Origin of the sequence: Modestobacter marinus (assembly GCF_011758655.1) — a bacterium.
Lineage (GTDB): Bacteria > Actinomycetota > Actinomycetes > Mycobacteriales > Geodermatophilaceae > Modestobacter > Modestobacter marinus.
On record NZ_JAAMPA010000001.1, the window covers coordinates 1,707,555 to 1,723,953 of the forward strand.

At 71.2% G+C, this 16,399-nt stretch carries 14 protein-coding genes; 12 read left to right on the plus strand and 2 right to left on the minus strand.

All coding sequences use genetic code 11. The features are described 5' to 3' along the window. Window positions 1–150: 150 nt before the first annotated feature. The 5 genes from FB380_RS08060 to FB380_RS08080 all read left to right on the plus strand — a co-directional run bounded on the left by FB380_RS08060 (window position 151) and on the right by FB380_RS08080 (window position 4,737). Window positions 151–1,662: a tripartite tricarboxylate transporter permease gene (locus FB380_RS08060; protein WP_166754621.1), complete on the plus strand. Its 1,512-nt coding sequence runs from the start codon at window positions 151–153 to the stop codon at window positions 1,660–1,662. Then, complete coding sequence (locus tag FB380_RS08065; RefSeq protein WP_166754622.1) at window positions 1,659–2,285, plus strand: tripartite tricarboxylate transporter TctB family protein; 627 nt, start codon at window positions 1,659–1,661, stop codon at window positions 2,283–2,285. Before FB380_RS08060 ends, FB380_RS08065 begins: the two co-directional genes overlap by 4 nt. 55 nt (window positions 2,286–2,340) lie before the next feature. Beyond that, window positions 2,341–3,393 carry a Bug family tripartite tricarboxylate transporter substrate binding protein gene (locus FB380_RS08070; RefSeq protein WP_166754623.1) on the plus strand — a complete coding sequence of 351 codons (1,053 nt, stop codon included), beginning with the start codon at window positions 2,341–2,343 and terminating at the stop codon, window positions 3,391–3,393. Between the two features lie 86 nt (window positions 3,394–3,479). Beyond that, window positions 3,480–4,136, plus strand: coding sequence for a cupin domain-containing protein (locus FB380_RS08075; protein ID WP_166754624.1), 657 nt, complete (start codon window positions 3,480–3,482; stop codon window positions 4,134–4,136). A gap of 1 nt (window position 4,137) precedes the next feature. Then, window positions 4,138–4,737 carry a cupin domain-containing protein gene (locus FB380_RS08080; protein ID WP_166754625.1) on the plus strand — a complete coding sequence of 200 codons (600 nt, stop codon included), beginning with the start codon at window positions 4,138–4,140 and terminating at the stop codon, window positions 4,735–4,737. Window positions 4,738–4,813: 76 nt separating this feature from the next. On the opposite strand, the gene FB380_RS08085 is transcribed toward FB380_RS08080, so the two are convergent. Continuing rightward, window positions 4,814–6,394, minus strand: coding sequence for an FAD-dependent monooxygenase (locus tag FB380_RS08085; protein ID WP_208382792.1), 1,581 nt, complete (start codon window positions 6,392–6,394; stop codon window positions 4,814–4,816). A gap of 153 nt (window positions 6,395–6,547) precedes the next feature. Here FB380_RS08085 and FB380_RS08090 point away from each other — a divergent pair, with 153 nt between their 5' ends. Next, on the plus strand, window positions 6,548–7,480 hold the full coding sequence (locus FB380_RS08090) for an NAD(P)-dependent oxidoreductase (RefSeq protein WP_166754627.1): 933 nt from the start codon (window positions 6,548–6,550) through the stop codon (window positions 7,478–7,480). Continuing rightward, the gene (locus tag FB380_RS08095) at window positions 7,477–8,343 is read left to right on the plus strand and encodes an NAD(P)-dependent oxidoreductase (RefSeq protein WP_166754628.1); all 867 of its coding nucleotides are present in this window, start codon (window positions 7,477–7,479) and stop codon (window positions 8,341–8,343) included. Before FB380_RS08090 ends, FB380_RS08095 begins: the two co-directional genes overlap by 4 nt. Here FB380_RS08095 and FB380_RS08100 read toward each other — a convergent pair. After that, entirely contained in the window at window positions 8,287–9,675 is a 1,389-nt protein-coding gene (locus FB380_RS08100; RefSeq protein WP_166754629.1) for an MFS transporter, read from the minus strand. The two genes, FB380_RS08095 and FB380_RS08100, sit on opposite strands and share 57 nt — an antisense overlap. 82 nt (window positions 9,676–9,757) lie before the next feature. On the opposite strand from FB380_RS08100, the gene FB380_RS08105 reads away from it, so the two are divergent. From FB380_RS08105 to FB380_RS08125, 5 genes are all read left to right on the plus strand, one after another. Beyond that, window positions 9,758–10,636: an NAD(P)-dependent oxidoreductase gene (locus tag FB380_RS08105; protein WP_166754630.1), complete on the plus strand. Its 879-nt coding sequence runs from the start codon at window positions 9,758–9,760 to the stop codon at window positions 10,634–10,636. A 310-nt stretch (window positions 10,637–10,946) separates the two neighbouring features. Next, entirely contained in the window at window positions 10,947–11,939 is a 993-nt protein-coding gene (locus tag FB380_RS08110) for an ABC transporter substrate-binding protein (RefSeq protein ID WP_166754631.1), read from the plus strand. 229 nt (window positions 11,940–12,168) lie between these two features. Beyond that, window positions 12,169–13,827: an ABC transporter permease gene (locus FB380_RS08115; RefSeq protein ID WP_208382793.1), complete on the plus strand. Its 1,659-nt coding sequence runs from the start codon at window positions 12,169–12,171 to the stop codon at window positions 13,825–13,827. Between the two features lie 51 nt (window positions 13,828–13,878). Continuing rightward, window positions 13,879–15,060: an ABC transporter ATP-binding protein gene (locus FB380_RS08120; RefSeq protein WP_208382794.1), complete on the plus strand. Its 1,182-nt coding sequence runs from the start codon at window positions 13,879–13,881 to the stop codon at window positions 15,058–15,060. A gap of 7 nt (window positions 15,061–15,067) precedes the next feature. Continuing rightward, a complete protein-coding gene (locus FB380_RS08125) occupies window positions 15,068–16,399 on the plus strand; it encodes an MFS transporter (RefSeq protein WP_166754633.1) in 1,332 nt (443 codons plus the stop codon).

Below are 16,399 nucleotides of genomic sequence, written 5' to 3' on the forward strand. Positions count from 1 at the left end.
CTGAGGAGCCATCCCTCGAGCACGGTCGGCCGATGGTCACGATCCGGTAACGCATGGCCGAATGGTTGGACCTTTGCGTCGCTGCGATGATTCGCTCTGGTCCGGGCTGTGGCCCAGGCCACGTCTCGCCGTCGTGCATCGGAGGAACGCATGCTGTCCGACCTCGTGAGCGGACTGGTCCAGGTCGTCCAGCCCGTGCCGCTCATGCTGATGCTGCTGGGCGTCGCGATCGGGTTCGTCGTCGGCATCCTGCCCGGTCTCGGCGGTGCGGTGACCCTGGCGCTGATGCTGCCGTTCACTTTCGACATGCAGCCGGTGGAGGCATTCGCCTTCCTCCTCGGCATGTGGGTGGTCACCTCCACCACCGGCGACATCACCTCGGTGTTGTTCGGCATCCCCGGTGAGGCCACCTCGGCCGCGACGGTCCTCGACGGTCACCCGATGACCAAGCGCGGAGAGGGGGGCCGTGCGCTCGGGGCGGTGCTGTCCAGCTCGGTCCTGGGCGCCGTGTTCGGAGCCGTCGTGCTGGCGCTGTCGATCCCGGTCATCCGGCCGGTGGTCCTGGCCTTCGCCCCACCCGAGTTCTTCGCCCTCACCATGCTGGGCCTGACCTTCGTGATCGCACTGTCGGGCAAGCACCTGCTCAAGGGGTTCATCATGGCCGGCTTGGGCCTCCTCGTGGCCCTGGTCGGGCTCGACCCGCAGGAGGGCATCCCGCGGTACACCTTCGAGCAGCTGTACCTGTGGGACGGCATCGGCATCGTGCCGCTCGTGGTCGGTCTGTTCGGCGGCGCGGAGGTCCTGCAGCTGATGCTGAGCAAGCGCAGCATCGCCGGCAACGTGACCGCCGCCGAGGCGAACACCTCGCTGTCCGGGGTGGCGCAGGGCATCCGGGACACGTTCAAGCACTGGCCGCTGGTCCTGCGGTCCAGCGCGATCGGCACCGGGGTCGGCATCGTGCCCGGCCTCGGTGGCTCGGTGGCCCAGTTCATGGCCTACGGCGCGGCACAGCAGAGCTCCAAGACGCCGGAGCTGTTCGGCAAGGGCGCGGTCGAGGGAGTCATCGCCTCCGGCGCGGTCAACAACGCCAAGGACAGCGGGTCGCTGATCCCCACCATCGGCTTCGGGATCCCGGGCGGCGCCGGCAGCGCGGTGCTGCTCAGCGCGTTCCTCATCGTCGGGCTCAACCCCGGTGAGGAGATGCTGACCACCGAGCTCGACGTCACCTTCTCGATGATCTGGGTGACGGTGCTGGCCAACTTCATCGCCGTCGCGGCGGCGTTCGCCTTCCTCAAGCCGCTGACCAGGCTCACCTTCATCTCCGGGCCCCTCCTGGTCCCGTTCCTGCTGCTCCTGCTCGGGCTCGGTGCGTACACCGCGAGCAACAGCTTCGCCGACGTCCTGGTGATGATCGTGGCCGCCGCGGTCGGCGTCCTCTGCATCCGCTACGACTGGCCGCGAGTGCCGTTCCTGCTCGCGGTGGTCCTCGGTTCCCTCGCCGAGCGGTACCTCTTCCTGTCGTACTCGCTGTTCGACTGGACGTGGCTGACCCGTCCCATCGTCCTGGTCATCGGCGCGGTCATCCTGGTCACGGTGGTGGTCCCGCCGGTGCGTCGCCGGCGCGCCCGGGCCGCTGCCCCGCAGGACCGGGTGTCGGCATGACCGCGCACGAGGACCGGGGCGGCCCCGACGTGACGAGCTCCGAGGCGACGGTGGCGGGGACGAGGGCCCCGACCACCGAGCCCGGGGACGGCGGGCTGCCGATCGCCGACGTGGTGATCACCGTGGTGCTGCTGGCGGTGTTCGGCTGGGCGTTCCTCGACGCCGCCGACTGGTCCTTCCGCGCGGCGCTGTTCCCGCGGATCGTCACCGGCGCCGGCGTCGTCTTCTGCGTCGTCAAGCTGGTGCAGGACCTCCTCGTGCTCCGTCGCGGTCGCGCGTCCGCAGCCGGCCCGCCGGTCCCGGCCCACGAGTCCGTACCGGCTGGTGGCACGCACGAGGACGAGGAGGCCATCGAGGCGGACGACGTGGAGTACGTCTTCGCGACGGCCGGCGCCCGGAGCTGGTCGCTGGCCCTGGCCTGGGTCGTCACCTTCTTCCTCCTGCTCTACGTCGCCGGCCTGTTCGTGACCGCGCCGGTGTTCTCCCTGCTGTACCTGCGATCCGCCGGTCAGCGGAGCTGGAAGGTGAGCATCGGCTACGCCGTCGTCGTCGGCGTGCTGCTCTACCTGTCCTTCGAGGTGGCGCTCGGCATCGCCACCCCACCCGGTCTCTTCCTGGACTGACCCTCGCCACCTGCGTCCCTGTCATCGCCGTCGTCGTCGATCGAAAGAGAGCGCCATGAGCAACGCACGTCCCTTCCGCCGCGGTCTGCGGTCCGCCGTCGCCCTCGGGCTGGGGATCGGACTGGTGGCCGGTTGTTCCTCGGACGGCTCCGGCTCCGAGGCCACGGCCGACGGCGGTGGCAGCTGTTCGTCGCTGGAGGGGGAGGACATCACCCTGGTCGTCCCCTATGAGCCCGGCGGCGGTTACGACTCCTACGCCCGGCTGGTCGCCCCCTACCTGGAAGAGGAGATCGGCGCGACCATCGCGGTGCAGAACAGCCCCGGTGCGGGGGGCCTGCTGGCGCTGAACAACCTGCTCGCCGCGGACACCGACGGCACGCAGATCGCAATCATGAACGGGGTCGGTGCGGGCGGGTCGTCGATCGCCGGAGCGCAGGGCGCCACCTTCGCGCTGGGCGACTTCACCTACATCGGCCGGGTCGCCAGCGACCCGTCGTTGATCGTCACGAGTGCCACCGGTCCCTACCAGGGCTTCGAGGACGTGCAGGCCGCCAGCGGCTTCCGCTGGGGCTCCACCGGCCCCGGTGCCGAGGACTACGTCAACACCTCGCTGCTGTCCGCCGTGTTCGACATCGACGCCGAGGTGATCACCGGCTTCCCCGGCTCGGGGGAGACGGAGCTCGCGGTGCTGCAGGGCAACGTCGACGGCATGTCCGGGAACCTGACCAGCCGGCGCTCGGCGGTCGAGGACGGGTCGCAGACCCCGGTGCTGGTCATGGGTGACGAGGCGCCGGACTGGCTGCCGGGGGACGTGCCGCTGGTCACCGAGTTGGAGATGACCGACGAGCAGGCCTCGATCGTCGACGCGCACCTGGCACTGATCGAGGTGGGGCGTCCGCTGGTCGGCCCACCGGACATGGACGAGGAGGCGACCACCTGCCTGCGCGACTCGATGGCTGCGGTGATGGAGGACCCGGAGCTGATCGCGGAGTCGGAGGAGCAGGAGCGGGAGCTCAACTTCCTCCCCGGCGCTGACTACGCCCAGCTCGTCCAGCGGATCGACGACGCCCCGGCGGAGTACCAGGAGCTGCTCACCAGCATGTACTGAGCCGCGCCCGCAGTGGCCCGGCACCGACCCGGGGACGAACAGCCCGAGCGGGCCGCCCTCCGGCGGCCGGAGAGGAAGGGAACGGCATGGAGGAAGCAACGGGCGGACGACGCCCGGACGAGGACCTCGACGCGGACGTCGAGCACGCGGGGCACCCGGTGGAGGAGCCGGCCGAGGACGCCGGGCTGGCACACCTCTACCACTCGAACAAGAACCGGACGTTCGTCCGGGCGATCCAGGGTGACTACGGGCTGAACAAGGAGCTCGAGCGGCTCCGCTCGATGCCACGCGTGCAGAAGGCGAGCGAGATCAAGTTCGTCGACGGACCGCAGGCGTACAGCCGACACTACGTGGAACCCAAGGACGGCATCACCCAGACCTTCCACCTGCACCTCGAGGAGTACGGGCCGGGCGGGAAGTCGCAGAAGCACGGACACGTGAACGAGGCGGCGTTCTACATCCTGGACGGCGTCGGCTACGAGGTGCACGACGGCATCCGCTACGACTGGGAGGCCGGCGACGTCGCCATCGTGCACAACAACTGCGTCCACCAGCATTTCAACGGCGACCCCGACCGCCCGGCTCGCGCACTGGTCATCAAGACCAAGCCGATGTACCTGTTCATGAACATGCTCTTCCAGAAGCAGGTCGAACCCCGGCAGACCGAGCCTGCGCCCGGCGGCGTCGGTTACGTGGTCCGCGAAGAGGAAGACGACTTCAACCACCCGGCGGAGGGGTACTGACATGGCCTGGTCCGAGTCGAAGGCCTGGGTAGCGGGTGCCGACAACGCCCCGCTCTACGCCAACCTGCTGCAGGAGGCCACCGAGGCGCCCGAGCGCAACGCCGGCCGGCGCAAGGTCCTCAAGCCCACGGACATGCCGTGGGAGATGTCCCGGCAAGGTCTGCTCAAGCACCTGCTCAACGAGGACCTCGACACCCGCATGGAGACCGTCGACGCCTACATGCAGATCATCCCGGCGGGCAGCCGCTCCGGGAAGCACCGGCACCTGGCCGAGGAGTGTCTCTACGTCCTCGAGGGCCGGGGCTACGACCTGCACCAGGACTGCGACGTGGAGATCACCGACACCTACTTCTGGAAGCCCCAGGAGGAGGTCAAGCGCTTCGAGTGGGAGGCCGGCGACGTCATCTACGTGCCGCCGAACACCATCCACCAGCACTTCAACGCAGATCCCGACCGGCCAGTGCGGCTGATCTCGGCGATCAACCGGATCTACAAGCAGTGCGGGCTCAACGACCTCGAGCAACTCGAGGACGCCCCCGAGTACGACCCGTCGGTGGTCCTCGACGGGGACAGGATCCGCGAGTACCTGCGCGCTCGCTGACATCTGGCCCGCACGTCCACGGTGACCGGCGCCGACCGCCCCTGGGGGGCCGTCGGCGCCGGTCATCCGGGTGGCGTCAACCCCGGCCGGTCACCCGGCTCAGCACCCGGCCGACGTCGGCGGGCACCGTGTCGCCGGTCCAGACGACGAACTGGTCAGGACGCACGAGCACCAGTCGGGACCCGTAGGCCTCCCGGCCCCCGTCGAAGGTGTCCTGGACGACCGTCAGCGGCACCCCGGCCTCCGCGGCGGCCTCGCTGAAGGCAGCCACCGCGTCGTCGCCGGCGTCGAGGGCGAGCAGGGTGAAGTCCGGGCCCAGCGCGTCGAACACGGTGCCCCCGGCTGAGGACGGCTGCGGCGCGAGGTGGTGCCCGGGTCGCGCCTGGAACGAGTGGGTCCCGAGTCCGCTGTTCACGCCCCCGGGCGGGCCGAGGACCACGGAGGAGCCCTCGTAGTTCGGCTCGAAGTGGCGCAGCCGCTTCCCGAAGCCCGCCGCGACCTCGGCGAACGCCCGCTCGAACTCCTCGCGGTCGGTTTCGGGGCTGTACTCCTCCAGCACTGCCCGGTCCTCGCGGATCCAGCCGCCGATGATCTCCTCGCCGACGTCCCGGAAGACCGCCTGGCGCTCCGGGCTGTAGGAGTCCAGCAGGGCCGGGCCGCCCCAGCCATCGAGCACGGCGGCCAGCTTCCAGCCGAGGTTGACCGCGTCCTCCAGTCCGTTGTTCAAGCCGAAGCCGCCGTACGGCGGGTGGGTGTGCGCGGCGTCGCCGGCGATGAACGCGCGTCCCCGCCGGTACTCGTCGGCCACCTGGACGCGCAGGTCCCAGAACCCGACGTGGTCGATGGTGCTCTCGAACGGGAAGCCCGCCGCCTGGTGCAGGAACGCGGCGAAGTCGAAGTTCTCGGTCGTCGTGCCCGGCGGCACCGGGCCGTGGAAGAAGAACTCCTCACCCACGTCGACCCGGCCGAAGAACATCCAGTAGCCCTTCAGGTCCGGGTGCATCACCCGGTAGGTCGACCGCGCCGGGAAGCGCTCCAGAGCCTGGTGGAACTCCTTCGACCGGAAGACCACCAGCGCGACGAGCTCGTCGAAGTCGGTCCCGCTGCGTGGGATGTCGGCCTGCTCCCGGACGATCGAACGGCCGCCGTCGCAGCCCACCACGTAGTCGCCCACCAGCTCCAGCTCCGCGCCGTCCCTGGTCGCGACCACCCGGACGCCGTCCGCGTGCTGGTGCACCTCGGTCGCCTGCCACCCCAGGTGGACGTCGACGTCCGGGAGTTCGGCCAGCCGGCGGCGCAGCACCTCCTCGGTGCGGTACTGCGGCAGCCGCTCGTTCGCCTGCGCATAGAACGGGGCGACCAGTTCACGGGCCGCGGCGGCGTGCCAGAAGTCGCTGCGCAGGTCCCGGTAGACGGTGACCTGGCCGATCGGGTGGCCCGGCGGCATCGCCCGCGCGGCGCGCAGCTGGTCGGCGAGGCCCCAGCGGGCGAAGTGCTCGACCGAACGCTGACTCAGGCCCTGGCCCTTGGGGATGCTGGACAGCTCGGTCCGCCGCTCGATGACGGCGCACGAGATCCCGCGTAGTCCGAGGGCGAGGGCGAGGGCGACGCCGACGGGCCCTCCGCCCACGATGACGACCTGGCGGCGTGGGGGCATGACCATCCTCTGGATCGCGGGGTCGGGACGACGTGCGGATCAATGGTATGGCCAAAGCTCCGGTGCGCCGAGCGCTGCCACCGTATCGGTGGAGGATCGACGGCCTTACCATTTGCCCGTGATGGGCACCTGGACGCCTTGCGGGGCAGTGACGTGACCGAGCCGGCGACGCAGCTGGTGGGGGTGGTGTCGCCCGGCGAGATGGGCGCCGCGCTCGGCGCTGCGCTGGCCCGTGGGGGGGCGCAGGTGCTGGTCACCACGGCCGGGCGCAGCCCGCGGACCGCCGGTCTGGCCGCCGCCGCCGGGCTGGAGCTGGTCGCCGATCTCGACGAGGTCGTGCGGCGCGCACCGGTGCTGCTGTCGGTCGTCCCTCCCCAGCACGCCCGCGCGGTCGCCGATGACCTGGTCGGGCGGGCCGGCCGGCTCGGCGTCCGGCCACTACTGGCCGACCTCAACGCCGTCTCACCGGCCGAGGTCGCGGACATCGCCGCCCGCGCTGTGGCTGCTGGGATCGACGTCGTCGATGGCGCGGTCTCCGGCGCACCGCCGGTGTCCGGTCGCCCCGACGCCCGGGTGCTGCTCTCCGGCCCGGCCGCGGCAAGGGTCGCCGCCCTGCCCTGGACCAGCGTCGTGGTCCAGGTGGTCGGGACGGCGGTGGGCGCGGCGTCCGCGGCCAAGATGTGCACCGGCGCGGTGCGCAAGGGGGTCACCGCACTGGTGATCAACTCCCTGCTCACCGCCGCCGAGAACGGCGTGCTCGACGAGGTCGAGGCAGAGTTGCGTCGCGTGCTGCGCCGCGATCCGCTGGCCGAGGCCGGGCTGGCTGCCAGCAAGGCGTGGCGGTTCGTGCCCGAGATGGAAGCGGTTGCCGAGACCCAGCGTGCCGCTGGTCTCGATCCGGCGACCTACCGGGCCATCGCCGACATCTACCGGCGGACCGCGCGGGGCTCGCTGGCCGAGCGGCGCCCCGAGGGCGTCGACCGCGACGCCCTCGACGACCCCGGCGGGCGATCGGCGCGTGCGGCGGCGGTGGTCGCCGGGCTGCGGGCGCGGCCTCGCGGCGACGAGGGAGAGGGGCCCCGATGACCGGTTGCCGCAGGGTGGGCGTGATCGGCCTGGGCCGGATGGGGGCGCCGATCGCCGGGCACCTCGCCGCCGCCGGGCACGAGGTCCTCGGCCTGGACCCCGATCCGGTCGCCGGGGCGGACCTGCCGGTCACGGTCCGCCGGGTCACCGAGGACCGCGAGCTGGCCGGGTGCGAGGTCGTCCTGGTGGTGGCCGGCGGCACGGCGGTCGCCCGGATCCTGCTGGTCGACGGGCAGTTGCGCCCCTCCTTGCGGGACCGGGACGTGCTGGTCTGCTCCACCGTCGACCCGGAGGAGATGCGCCGCCTGCACGAGGCCGCGGTCCGGGACGGCGGCCGGCTGCTGGATGCGCCGCTGTGCCGCGGCGATCACGGAGCCCGGCGAGGCGACCTGCTGGCGCTGGTCGGGGGAGAGCCGGCGGTGCTGGCGCGCTGCGCGGACGTGCTCTCGGCGTTCTGTTCCGATGTCGTGCACGTGGGCGGCCCTGGCGCGGGTCAGGTGGCCAAGTTGGTCAACAACATGCTGCTGTGGTCGACCATCGCCTCGGTGGTGGAGGGGCTGCGCCTGGCCGAGGCCCTGGGTGTCCAGCGTGGGCCGCTGGTCGAGGGGCTGTGCAGGAGCAGCGCCGACTCCTGGGTGCTGCGCACCTGGGAGCGGCCCCGCGAACTGCCGTGGGCCGACGAGGACATGCGCCTGGTCCTGGACGCCGCGTCACGGGCCGGCGCCGATGCGCCGGTCTCCGACGTCGTCCAGCGGGTCATCGGCGCCGTCCGGAGCTCGGGGGTGCTGGGCGAGGGTGGCTTAGGGTCAGCGGGCTGGGCGCTGCCGGCGCACCCTGTCGGCGAAGAGGCGCCGGGGGGTTGAGGCCAGAGGGGCTCGAGGATCAGGGCGGGCGTCCGTCGCCGGCAGCTCGGGTGCCGGGTCGGGTGCTGCTGTCGCGGTGCTGGGCTGAGCGGCGCCGGACCCCGTGCTGCGCCGCAGCTGCCGGGCGGCAGCCACGGCTGCGAGCAGCGCCGAGCCGCCGGCGACGAGAAAACCGACAGCGGACCCGGCAGTCGCGCAGATCCAGCCGAGCAGTGGCGCCCCGATGGGGGTCGTGCCCAGGAACAGCAGCCCGTGCAGGGCCATCACCCGACCCTGCATCTCCGGGGTGCTGTGCACCTGCAGGAGCGACCGGGCCACGGTGTTGAACAGGATGTTCGCGACGCCCACCGCTGCCAGGACGGCCAGTGCGACGGGCAGCTGCCCGGCCAGCGCCATGGCCAGGTTGACCACGCCGAAGAGGACGGTCCACAGCAGGAGCCGGCGCCCGGTCACCTGCTCGCTCGAGGCCGCCCCCAGGGCGCCCAGCACCGCGCCCAGGCCCAGTGCTGCGGTCAGGTACCCGTAGGTCGCAGCATCCCCGTCGAGCACCTCGGTGGCGGTGACCGGCAGGATCACCCGGAAGTTCTGGCCGAACACGCCGACCACCGCGACCAGGAAGAGGCAGGCGCGCAGCTCCCGGTGGTGCCAGGCGTACCGCAGTCCCTCTCGGGCCTGACCCCGTCCGCGGGCCAGTCGTGCGGTGCGGTGCAGGGCTGAGCGGTCGATCCGGGCCAACCCGATCAGCACGGCGAGGAACGAGACGGCGTTGACGGCGAACGCCGTCCCCGCGCCGGCGGTGGAGATGACCAGCCCGGCCACGGCCGGACCGATCAGCCGGCCGGTGTTGTGGATGGTCGAGTTCAGCGCCTGGGCGTTGACGTAGTCGGGCACGGGCACCAGATCGGTGACGAACGCCTGGCGGGCCGGGGAGTCGATGACCGTCACCAGGCCCAGCAGGGTGGCCATGACGTAGACCAGCCCGAGGGTCGTGGCGCCGGTGAGCGTGGTGACGGCCAGCGCCGCTGCGAGGACGGCGCTGGCGACCTGGGTGCCGATGATGAGCTTCCAGCGGTCGAACCGGTCGACCAGGACGCCACCCCACACGCCGAACAGCAGGGTGGGCAGGAACTGCAGGGCGGTGGCCGTCCCGATGGCGACCGGGCTGCCGGTCAGCTCCAGGACCAGCCAGTCCTGCGCGACCCGTTGCATCCAGGTGCCGATGACGCTCACCGCATGTCCGCTGATGAACCGGCGGTAGTTCGGGTGCCGCAGCGAGCGGCCGGTACGGGCGAGGAGGGTCTGGCGGCCCACGCGGCTGCGAGAGGAGGTCACCCGAAGACCCATAGGACTGACAGTAGACCAATGACCGGCCTACTCTGTGCGCCACACCACACCCGACGCACTGGAGGCCTCCGTGACCCAGTCCACCCGCCCGACTCGAAGCTCCCGTGGCGATCTCCCACCCGGCGTGGGCGTCGTCGGGCTCGGCGCCATGGGGGGCCCGATCGCCCGCCACCTGGCCGGCGCCCGGGTGCCCACGGTGGTCGTCGACCTCGACCCGGCGGCCGTCGCGGCCGCTGTCGCGGTGGGCGCCACGGCCGTCCACGAGGCGGCCGCTGTCGCGGAGGCGGCCGGGACGGTCATCGTGGTGGTGGCCACCGACGACCAGTTGCGCGAGGTGCTCACCGGTCGGCGCGGCGTCTACAGCGCCGCTCGGCCGGGCAGCGTGGTCCTGCTGTCCAGCTCGGCACTGCCGGAGACCTGTCGTGAGCTCGCTGCCGCGGCCCCGCCGGGCGTGAGCGTGCTCGACGCAGCCCTGACCGGCGGGGTGCGCGCCGCCGAGGCGGGGGAGCTCACCCTGCTGGTCGGTGGGGACGCCGAAGCGCTGGACGCCGTCCGACCGGTGCTGACCCCTTGGACCTCCGCCGTCCACCTACTGGGCGACGTGGGTGCCGGGCAGGTCGGCAAGACGGTGAACAACCTCGTGCACTGGGCGCAGATCTCCGCTCTCGGTCAGGCACTCGAACTCGGCCGACGGCTGGGCGGCGACGTCCCCCGGCTCCGGGCGGCGTTGCAGGACAGCCCGACCGACAGCCGGACGCTGCGCGAGATGCACGAGATGCGCTTCACCTGGTTCGAGAAGGACATCGCCAACGCCGAGCGGATGGCCGCCGGCACCGGGGTGGAGCTCACCATGACGCAGACCGCGCTGGCCTTCATGCGCACCTTCGACATCGCTGCCGCCCGCCGTCTCCTCGATGGCGACGACCCGGGCCTTTACAGCCGAGTGTGAGGCGCGTTACCTTCCTCGCGAATGGTCTGGCCGTTAGCCCAACGAGCGACCGGAGCGTTGGGCAGCCATCGCAACGGCGCCAGCACGGAGTGCTCGACGGGGTCCGCCCGCGCGAGCCGGCAGCAACGAACTCCCCGGAGGCTGGCCCCAGCCTCGGGCCCCTGTGAGTCTGTCTGGAGAGAAGATGTCTCGACGATCGACGTGGATCGGACTGGGGACCGCGTCCCTGCTGCTGATGTCGGCGTGTGGTGGTTCCCCGACGTCAGGAGGCGGAGGTGGAGGTTCCACCGAGGCGACCGACGCCGAGGGCGTGTACGCCGAGATCGGTGAGCTCACCGGCTCCGAGCGACGGGACCGCCTGGTCGAGCTCGCCGCGGAGGAGGGCAACGCCCTCTCCATCTACACCTCGCTGAACGCCGACATCGCCGACATCGTCGTGCCGGAGTTCGAGGAGGAGTTCGGCATCGACGTCGATCTCTACCGCGCCGACTCGGAGACCATCTTGCAGCGCATCCTGCAGGAGAGCTCCGCGCAGTTCGCGGGCGCCGATGTCGTCGAGACCAACGCCACCGAGCTCGCGGTCATCGCCAACGAGGGCCTCACCGGCGACTACCAGGGCGAGCAGCGCGACAAGGTCAACGAGGACTTCCAGTACGAGGGGTGGACCCCCACCCGGTTCAACATCTTCGCCCCGGCGTGGAACACCAACGCGGTGGCCGGGGATCTCGTCCCGACCACCTGGGAGGACCTCGCCGACCCGAAGTACGACGGCATCCTCTCGCTGGAGGTCGGTGACTACGACTGGTACATGACCCTCTACGGGTACTTCCAGGACCAGGGCATGTCCGACGCGGACATCGATGCGATGTTCGCCGCGATGGTGGACGGCGCCAAGATCGCCAAGGGCCACTCAGGTCAGGTGGAGCTGCTCTCGGCCGGCGAGTTCGGCGTCGTCGCTGCCTCCTACACCTACCTCACCGAGAAGGCCCGGGCCACGGGCGCCCCGGTGGACGACCAGCCCTTCGTCGAGCCGGTCGTGGCCCGGGCCAACGGCGGTGGCGTCATGCGGGCCAGCGAGCACCCGGCCACCGCCATGCTCTTCATGGACTGGTACCTCGAGGACGGCCAGCAGGTGCTCCTGGACAACGGCCTCACCCCGTCGGTGATGCCGGACGGCTCCGACCCGCTGGCCGGGCTGGAGGTCCAGCCGGTGGACGTCCAGCAGCTCCTCGACGAGGGCGCCGAGTGGTCGGACCGCTACGCCGAGGTCGTCCGCGGCGGCGAGCAGCTCCCGGAGAACTGATCGCAGGGGGCCGGCCCGGTGCGCTCGCCAGTGCACCGGGCCGACCCCGGACCGCAACGGTGCCGTCCGCGCGCACCAGTCCACGGATCGACCAGCCGAGTTCGAGGAGCCGAGAATGGCGACGACCGTAGTTCCCCCGGTGGAGACCGGGCCTGTGGGGGCGAGCCCCCCTGGCGCAGGACCCGCTGGCGACAGCCGATCACGCGTCGAGCGGGCACGCGAGGTGATCATGCGCCCCCGCACCCTGGTCGCCATCGCGGTGACGGTCGTCGTCGGATACCTCGCCCTGGTGCCCATGGGCTATCTGCTGTGGACGACCTTCACCGACGCGGAGGGTTTCAGCCTCGGCGGCTTCAGCCGCGCGTACGGCAGTGATCGCATCGGTTCGCTGGTCGGGAACTCCCTGTGGTTCGCCTTCGGTTCCGCCCTGCTCTCCCTGGCGGTCGGCACGGCGCTGGCCTACTTCAACGTGCGCACCGACGTGCCGTTCAAGGCGCTGTTCTTCGCCGCGTCGATCATCCCGCTCATCATCCCCGGGATCCTCTACACCATCGCCTGGATCTTCCTGGCCAGCCCGTCCATCGGGCTGCTGAACAGCCTGCTCGAGCCGATCTTCGGTGAGGGCACGATCAACGTCTTCACCATCTGGGGGATGATCTGGGTCGAGGGCCTGCACCTCTCCCCCATCGCCTTCCTCTTCATGGTGGCTGCATTCCGGTCGACGGACCCCTCCCTCGAGGAATCGTCACTGATGAGCGGGGCCACCCGCGTGCAGACCTTCCGGCGGGTGACGTTGCCGTTGGTCCGCCCCGCACTCCTGTCGGCGGCGCTGATCATGCTCGTCCGGAGCCTGGAGAGCTTCGAGGTACCGGCTCTGCTCGGCCTGCAGAACGGAATCTACGTCTTCACCAGTCGCATCTACGAGGTGCTGCGCACCTTCCCCACCGACTTCGCCGCGGCCGGGGCGCTCGCCGTCGGACTGCTCGCGATCGCCGCGCTCGGCATCTGGCTGTCCAACCGGTTCAGCCGTGGCCACGGCGGCGGCACGATCACCGGCAAGGGCTTCCGGCCCCGCCCGATCGACCTGGGTCGCTGGAAGCCGGTCGTCGGGCTGGGCATCCTGCTCTACTTCTTCGTCACCGTGCTGGCTCCCCTGCTGGTGCTGCTGTACACGGCGCTGCTGCCGTACTACCGGCCGCCGTCGATCGAGGCGTTCCAGTCGATGAGCTTCGACAACTTCGTCGCCGTGTTCAACCTGCCCACGGTGCCGACGGCGCTGCGCAACTCGCTCCTGCTGGGCGCCGGCTCGGCGACGATCGTGATGGCGCTGATGGCGATCGCCGCGTGGGTGGTCGTACGGTCGGGCATCCCGGGTCGCCGGGTCCTGGACCACATCGCGTTCTCGCCGCTGGTGATCCCCGGCCTGGTGCTCGGTGTGGCCATCGCCTTCGTGTACCTGCGCAGCCCGCTGCCCATCTACGGCACGTTGTTCATCCTGCTGATCGCCTACTGCACCCGGTACCTGCCCTATGGCATGCGGTACGCGGTGAGCGGGATGCAGACCATCGGCGCGGAGCTCGAGGAGTCCGCCCTGGTCAGCGGAGCCGGTTGGTGGGCCACCTTCCGCCGGGTGCTGCTGCCGCTCATCGCCCCGGCGCTGCTGGCCGGCTGGGTCTACATCTTCGTCGTCTCCTTCCGGGAGCTGTCCTCCTCGATCCTGCTGTACACGCCGGGCAACGAGGTGTTGTCGATCTCGATCTGGGAGCTCTACGCGAACGCCCGCTTCGGAGAACTGTCCGCACTCGGGGTGCTGATGGTGCTCATCCTCGCCGTCCTGGTGGGAGTCGCCTACAAGATCGGCGCCAGTGTCGGCCTGAAGTCCGACTGACCCACCCCTCGACCGACCGATCTCCAGAACCAGCGACCGGAGGCTGCGGCCATGACCATGTTGACGATCACCAACCTCGTGAAGAGCTTCGGCAGCGAGGCCGGCAAGCGCGCGAAGGCGCGCAGCGGCAGCAGCAAGAAGGGCACCGACGCGGGCCAGGATGCGGGGCCGGCGCGGGTATTCGCCGTCAACGACATCAGCCTGGAGGTCGGCGAGGGCGAGATGTTCACCCTCCTCGGCCCGTCCGGCTGCGGGAAGACCACCACACTGCGGGCCGTGGCCGGCCTCGAGCGTCCGGACTCCGGGCGGATCGTGGTCGGGGACCGTCCGCTCTTCGAAGGGGGCAGCACCCGCCACCTCAACGTGCCGGCCAACCAGCGCGGGCTGGGCATGGTCTTCCAGTCCTACGCCATCTGGCCGCACATGACCGTCTTCGACAACGTCGCGTTCCCCCTGCAGGTGCGCAAGCGGGCCACCCGGCCCGGCAAGCGGGAGATCCAGGAGCGCGTGGCCAAGGTCCTGGAGACCATGGAGCTCGGCCATCTCGCCGACCGGCAGGCCACCAAGCTCTCCGGTGGCCAGCAGCAGCGCCTGGCACTGGCCCGAGCGGTCGTGATCGAGCCGCCGCTGATGCTGCTCGACGAGCCGCTGTCCAACCTCGACGCGAAGCTCCGCGAGTCGCTGCGCTACGAGCTCAAGCGTCTCCAGCGGGACCTGGGGATCACCTCCATCTACGTGACCCACGACCAGATCGAGGCCCTCGCGCTCTCCACCACCATCGCGGTGATGAAGGAGGGCAACGTGCTGCAGACCGGGCGCCCGCGCCAGGTCTACGAGACCCCCAACTCCAAGTTCGTCGCCGAGTTCATCGGGACGTCGAACTTCCTGCGCGGCACGGTCGCCGGCCGCGAGGGGGGAAACGTCGACGTGGACACCGAGGCGGGGCGGGTGCGCCTCGAGTCGTCGGTCAACATCCCGGTCGGCGAGGAGGTCATCGCCGCGGTCCGGCCCGAGTGCCTGGAGATCAGCACCACCCGCTGGGGCAACCGGCCCAACGAGTGGGCGGGCACGGTGACCAACCGGGCGTTCCTCGGTGACGCGGTCGACCACATCGTCCGGGTCGGCCAGGGCAGCCTCCGGGTCCGGGGCAACCCCGCGACCTCCATCGAGCCGGGGACGGAGGTGTACCTGGCCACCGACCCGAGCAAGGTCACACTCGTGCCGGTCGGCTGACCCGGAGATGCCCTGGGGGAGGTTGCTGCGCAACCGGGACTTCATGCTGTTCTGGTCCGGGGTGATCCTGTCCCAGATCGGCGCCCGGGCCACGGTCGCCGCGAGTCTGTGGCAGGTGTACGAGCTCACCGGGTCGATCGCGATGACCGGCCTGGTGGGCGGCGCCCAGGCTGTGGCCTTGGTCACGCTGAGCCCGATCGGCGGTGTGCTGGCCGACCGGTGGGATCGGCGCCGGTTGTTGCAGACGACCCAGGCGCTGGCCATGTTCGGTGCCCTGGGCATGGCGGCGGTGACCCTCTCCGGCAACGTGCAGGCGTGGCACGTGCTCGCCGGCGTGCTGGTCACGACGGCTGCGGCGACGTTCGATCAGCCGTGCCGGCAAGCGCTGGTGCCGGCGCTCGTCCCGCGCGAGGTGCTGCCTGCGGCGATCGCCCTGCTCAACCCCTCCCGGGAAGTGGCGGTGCTGACCGGTCCGGCGCTGGGGGGCCTGTTGATCGCTGTCGACGGGCCGGGCCTGGTGTACCTGCTCGACGGGTTCACCTACGCGGCGCTGATCGGGGTGCTCGCCGCCGTCCGGGTGCCGCCGCTGGTCCGCAACGCCGACGGCCCCCGGCCCTCGGTGGGGGCGGACATGGCCGAGGGCATCCGCTACGTGCGCCGGCGGCCGTTGATCTGGTCGCTGTGCGGGCTGGACCTGGTGCTGACCGTCTTCGGCGCCTACCGGGTGCTGCTGCCGGCGTTCTCGGACCGGCTGGACATCGGCCCCGCCGGTTACGGGCTGCTGTCCGCGGCCCCGTCGCTGGGCGCCCTGCTCGCGACCTACAGCATCGTGCGCCTGGTGACCCGCTCCCGCCGGCTGGGCCGGGTGCTGCTGGTGTCGACCGTGACCTACGGGCTGGTCGCCATCGGCTTCGCCCAGGTCTCGGTGGTCGCCGCGGTCCTGCTGCTCGCCCTGCTGCTGGGTGCCTTCGACGCCACCGCGACCACGATCCGGCACGCCGCGGTCCAGCTGGAGACCCCCGACGAGCTGCGCGGCCGGGTCCAGTCGCTCTACCAGATCACCTCCCGCGGTGGGCCCGCACTGGGTGACGTCGTGATCGGTGCGGCGGCCGGCCTGCTCGGCCCGGTGACCGCCCTGACCGCCGGCGCGGCCATCCCGGTGCTGGTCGGTGCCGCGTTGCTCACCCGGACCAACGTGGTCCGCGAGTACGCCGGGATCGCCGTCGAGAACGAGGCCGCGCCGGTCGACGAGGCCGGGACGGGGCAGCCCACCACCGACGCCACCGGCGCGGTCCCGGAGTCCGTGCCGCCCAGCCGGCCGCCCGGCAGCACGTCCTGA

What these genes read in the sequence shown, in the direction of transcription:
- FB380_RS08060 (WP_166754621.1), top strand. Translation starts at nt 151, where the DNA reads ATGCTGTCCGACCTCGTGAGCGGACTGGTCCAGGTCGTCCAGCCCGTG.
- FB380_RS08065 (WP_166754622.1), top strand. Translation starts at nt 1,659, where the DNA reads ATGACCGCGCACGAGGACCGGGGCGGCCCCGACGTGACGAGCTCCGAG.
- FB380_RS08070 (WP_166754623.1), top strand. Translation starts at nt 2,341, where the DNA reads ATGAGCAACGCACGTCCCTTCCGCCGCGGTCTGCGGTCCGCCGTCGCC.
- FB380_RS08075 (WP_166754624.1), top strand. Translation starts at nt 3,480, where the DNA reads ATGGAGGAAGCAACGGGCGGACGACGCCCGGACGAGGACCTCGACGCG.
- FB380_RS08080 (WP_166754625.1), top strand. Translation starts at nt 4,138, where the DNA reads ATGGCCTGGTCCGAGTCGAAGGCCTGGGTAGCGGGTGCCGACAACGCC.
- FB380_RS08085 (WP_208382792.1), bottom strand. Translation starts at nt 6,394, where the DNA reads ATGCCCCCACGCCGCCAGGTCGTCATCGTGGGCGGAGGGCCCGTCGGC.
- FB380_RS08095 (WP_166754628.1), top strand. Translation starts at nt 7,477, where the DNA reads ATGACCGGTTGCCGCAGGGTGGGCGTGATCGGCCTGGGCCGGATGGGG.
- FB380_RS08115 (WP_208382793.1), top strand. Translation starts at nt 12,169, where the DNA reads ATGCGCCCCCGCACCCTGGTCGCCATCGCGGTGACGGTCGTCGTCGGA.
- FB380_RS08120 (WP_208382794.1), top strand. Translation starts at nt 13,879, where the DNA reads ATGACCATGTTGACGATCACCAACCTCGTGAAGAGCTTCGGCAGCGAG.
- FB380_RS08125 (WP_166754633.1), top strand. Translation starts at nt 15,068, where the DNA reads ATGCCCTGGGGGAGGTTGCTGCGCAACCGGGACTTCATGCTGTTCTGG.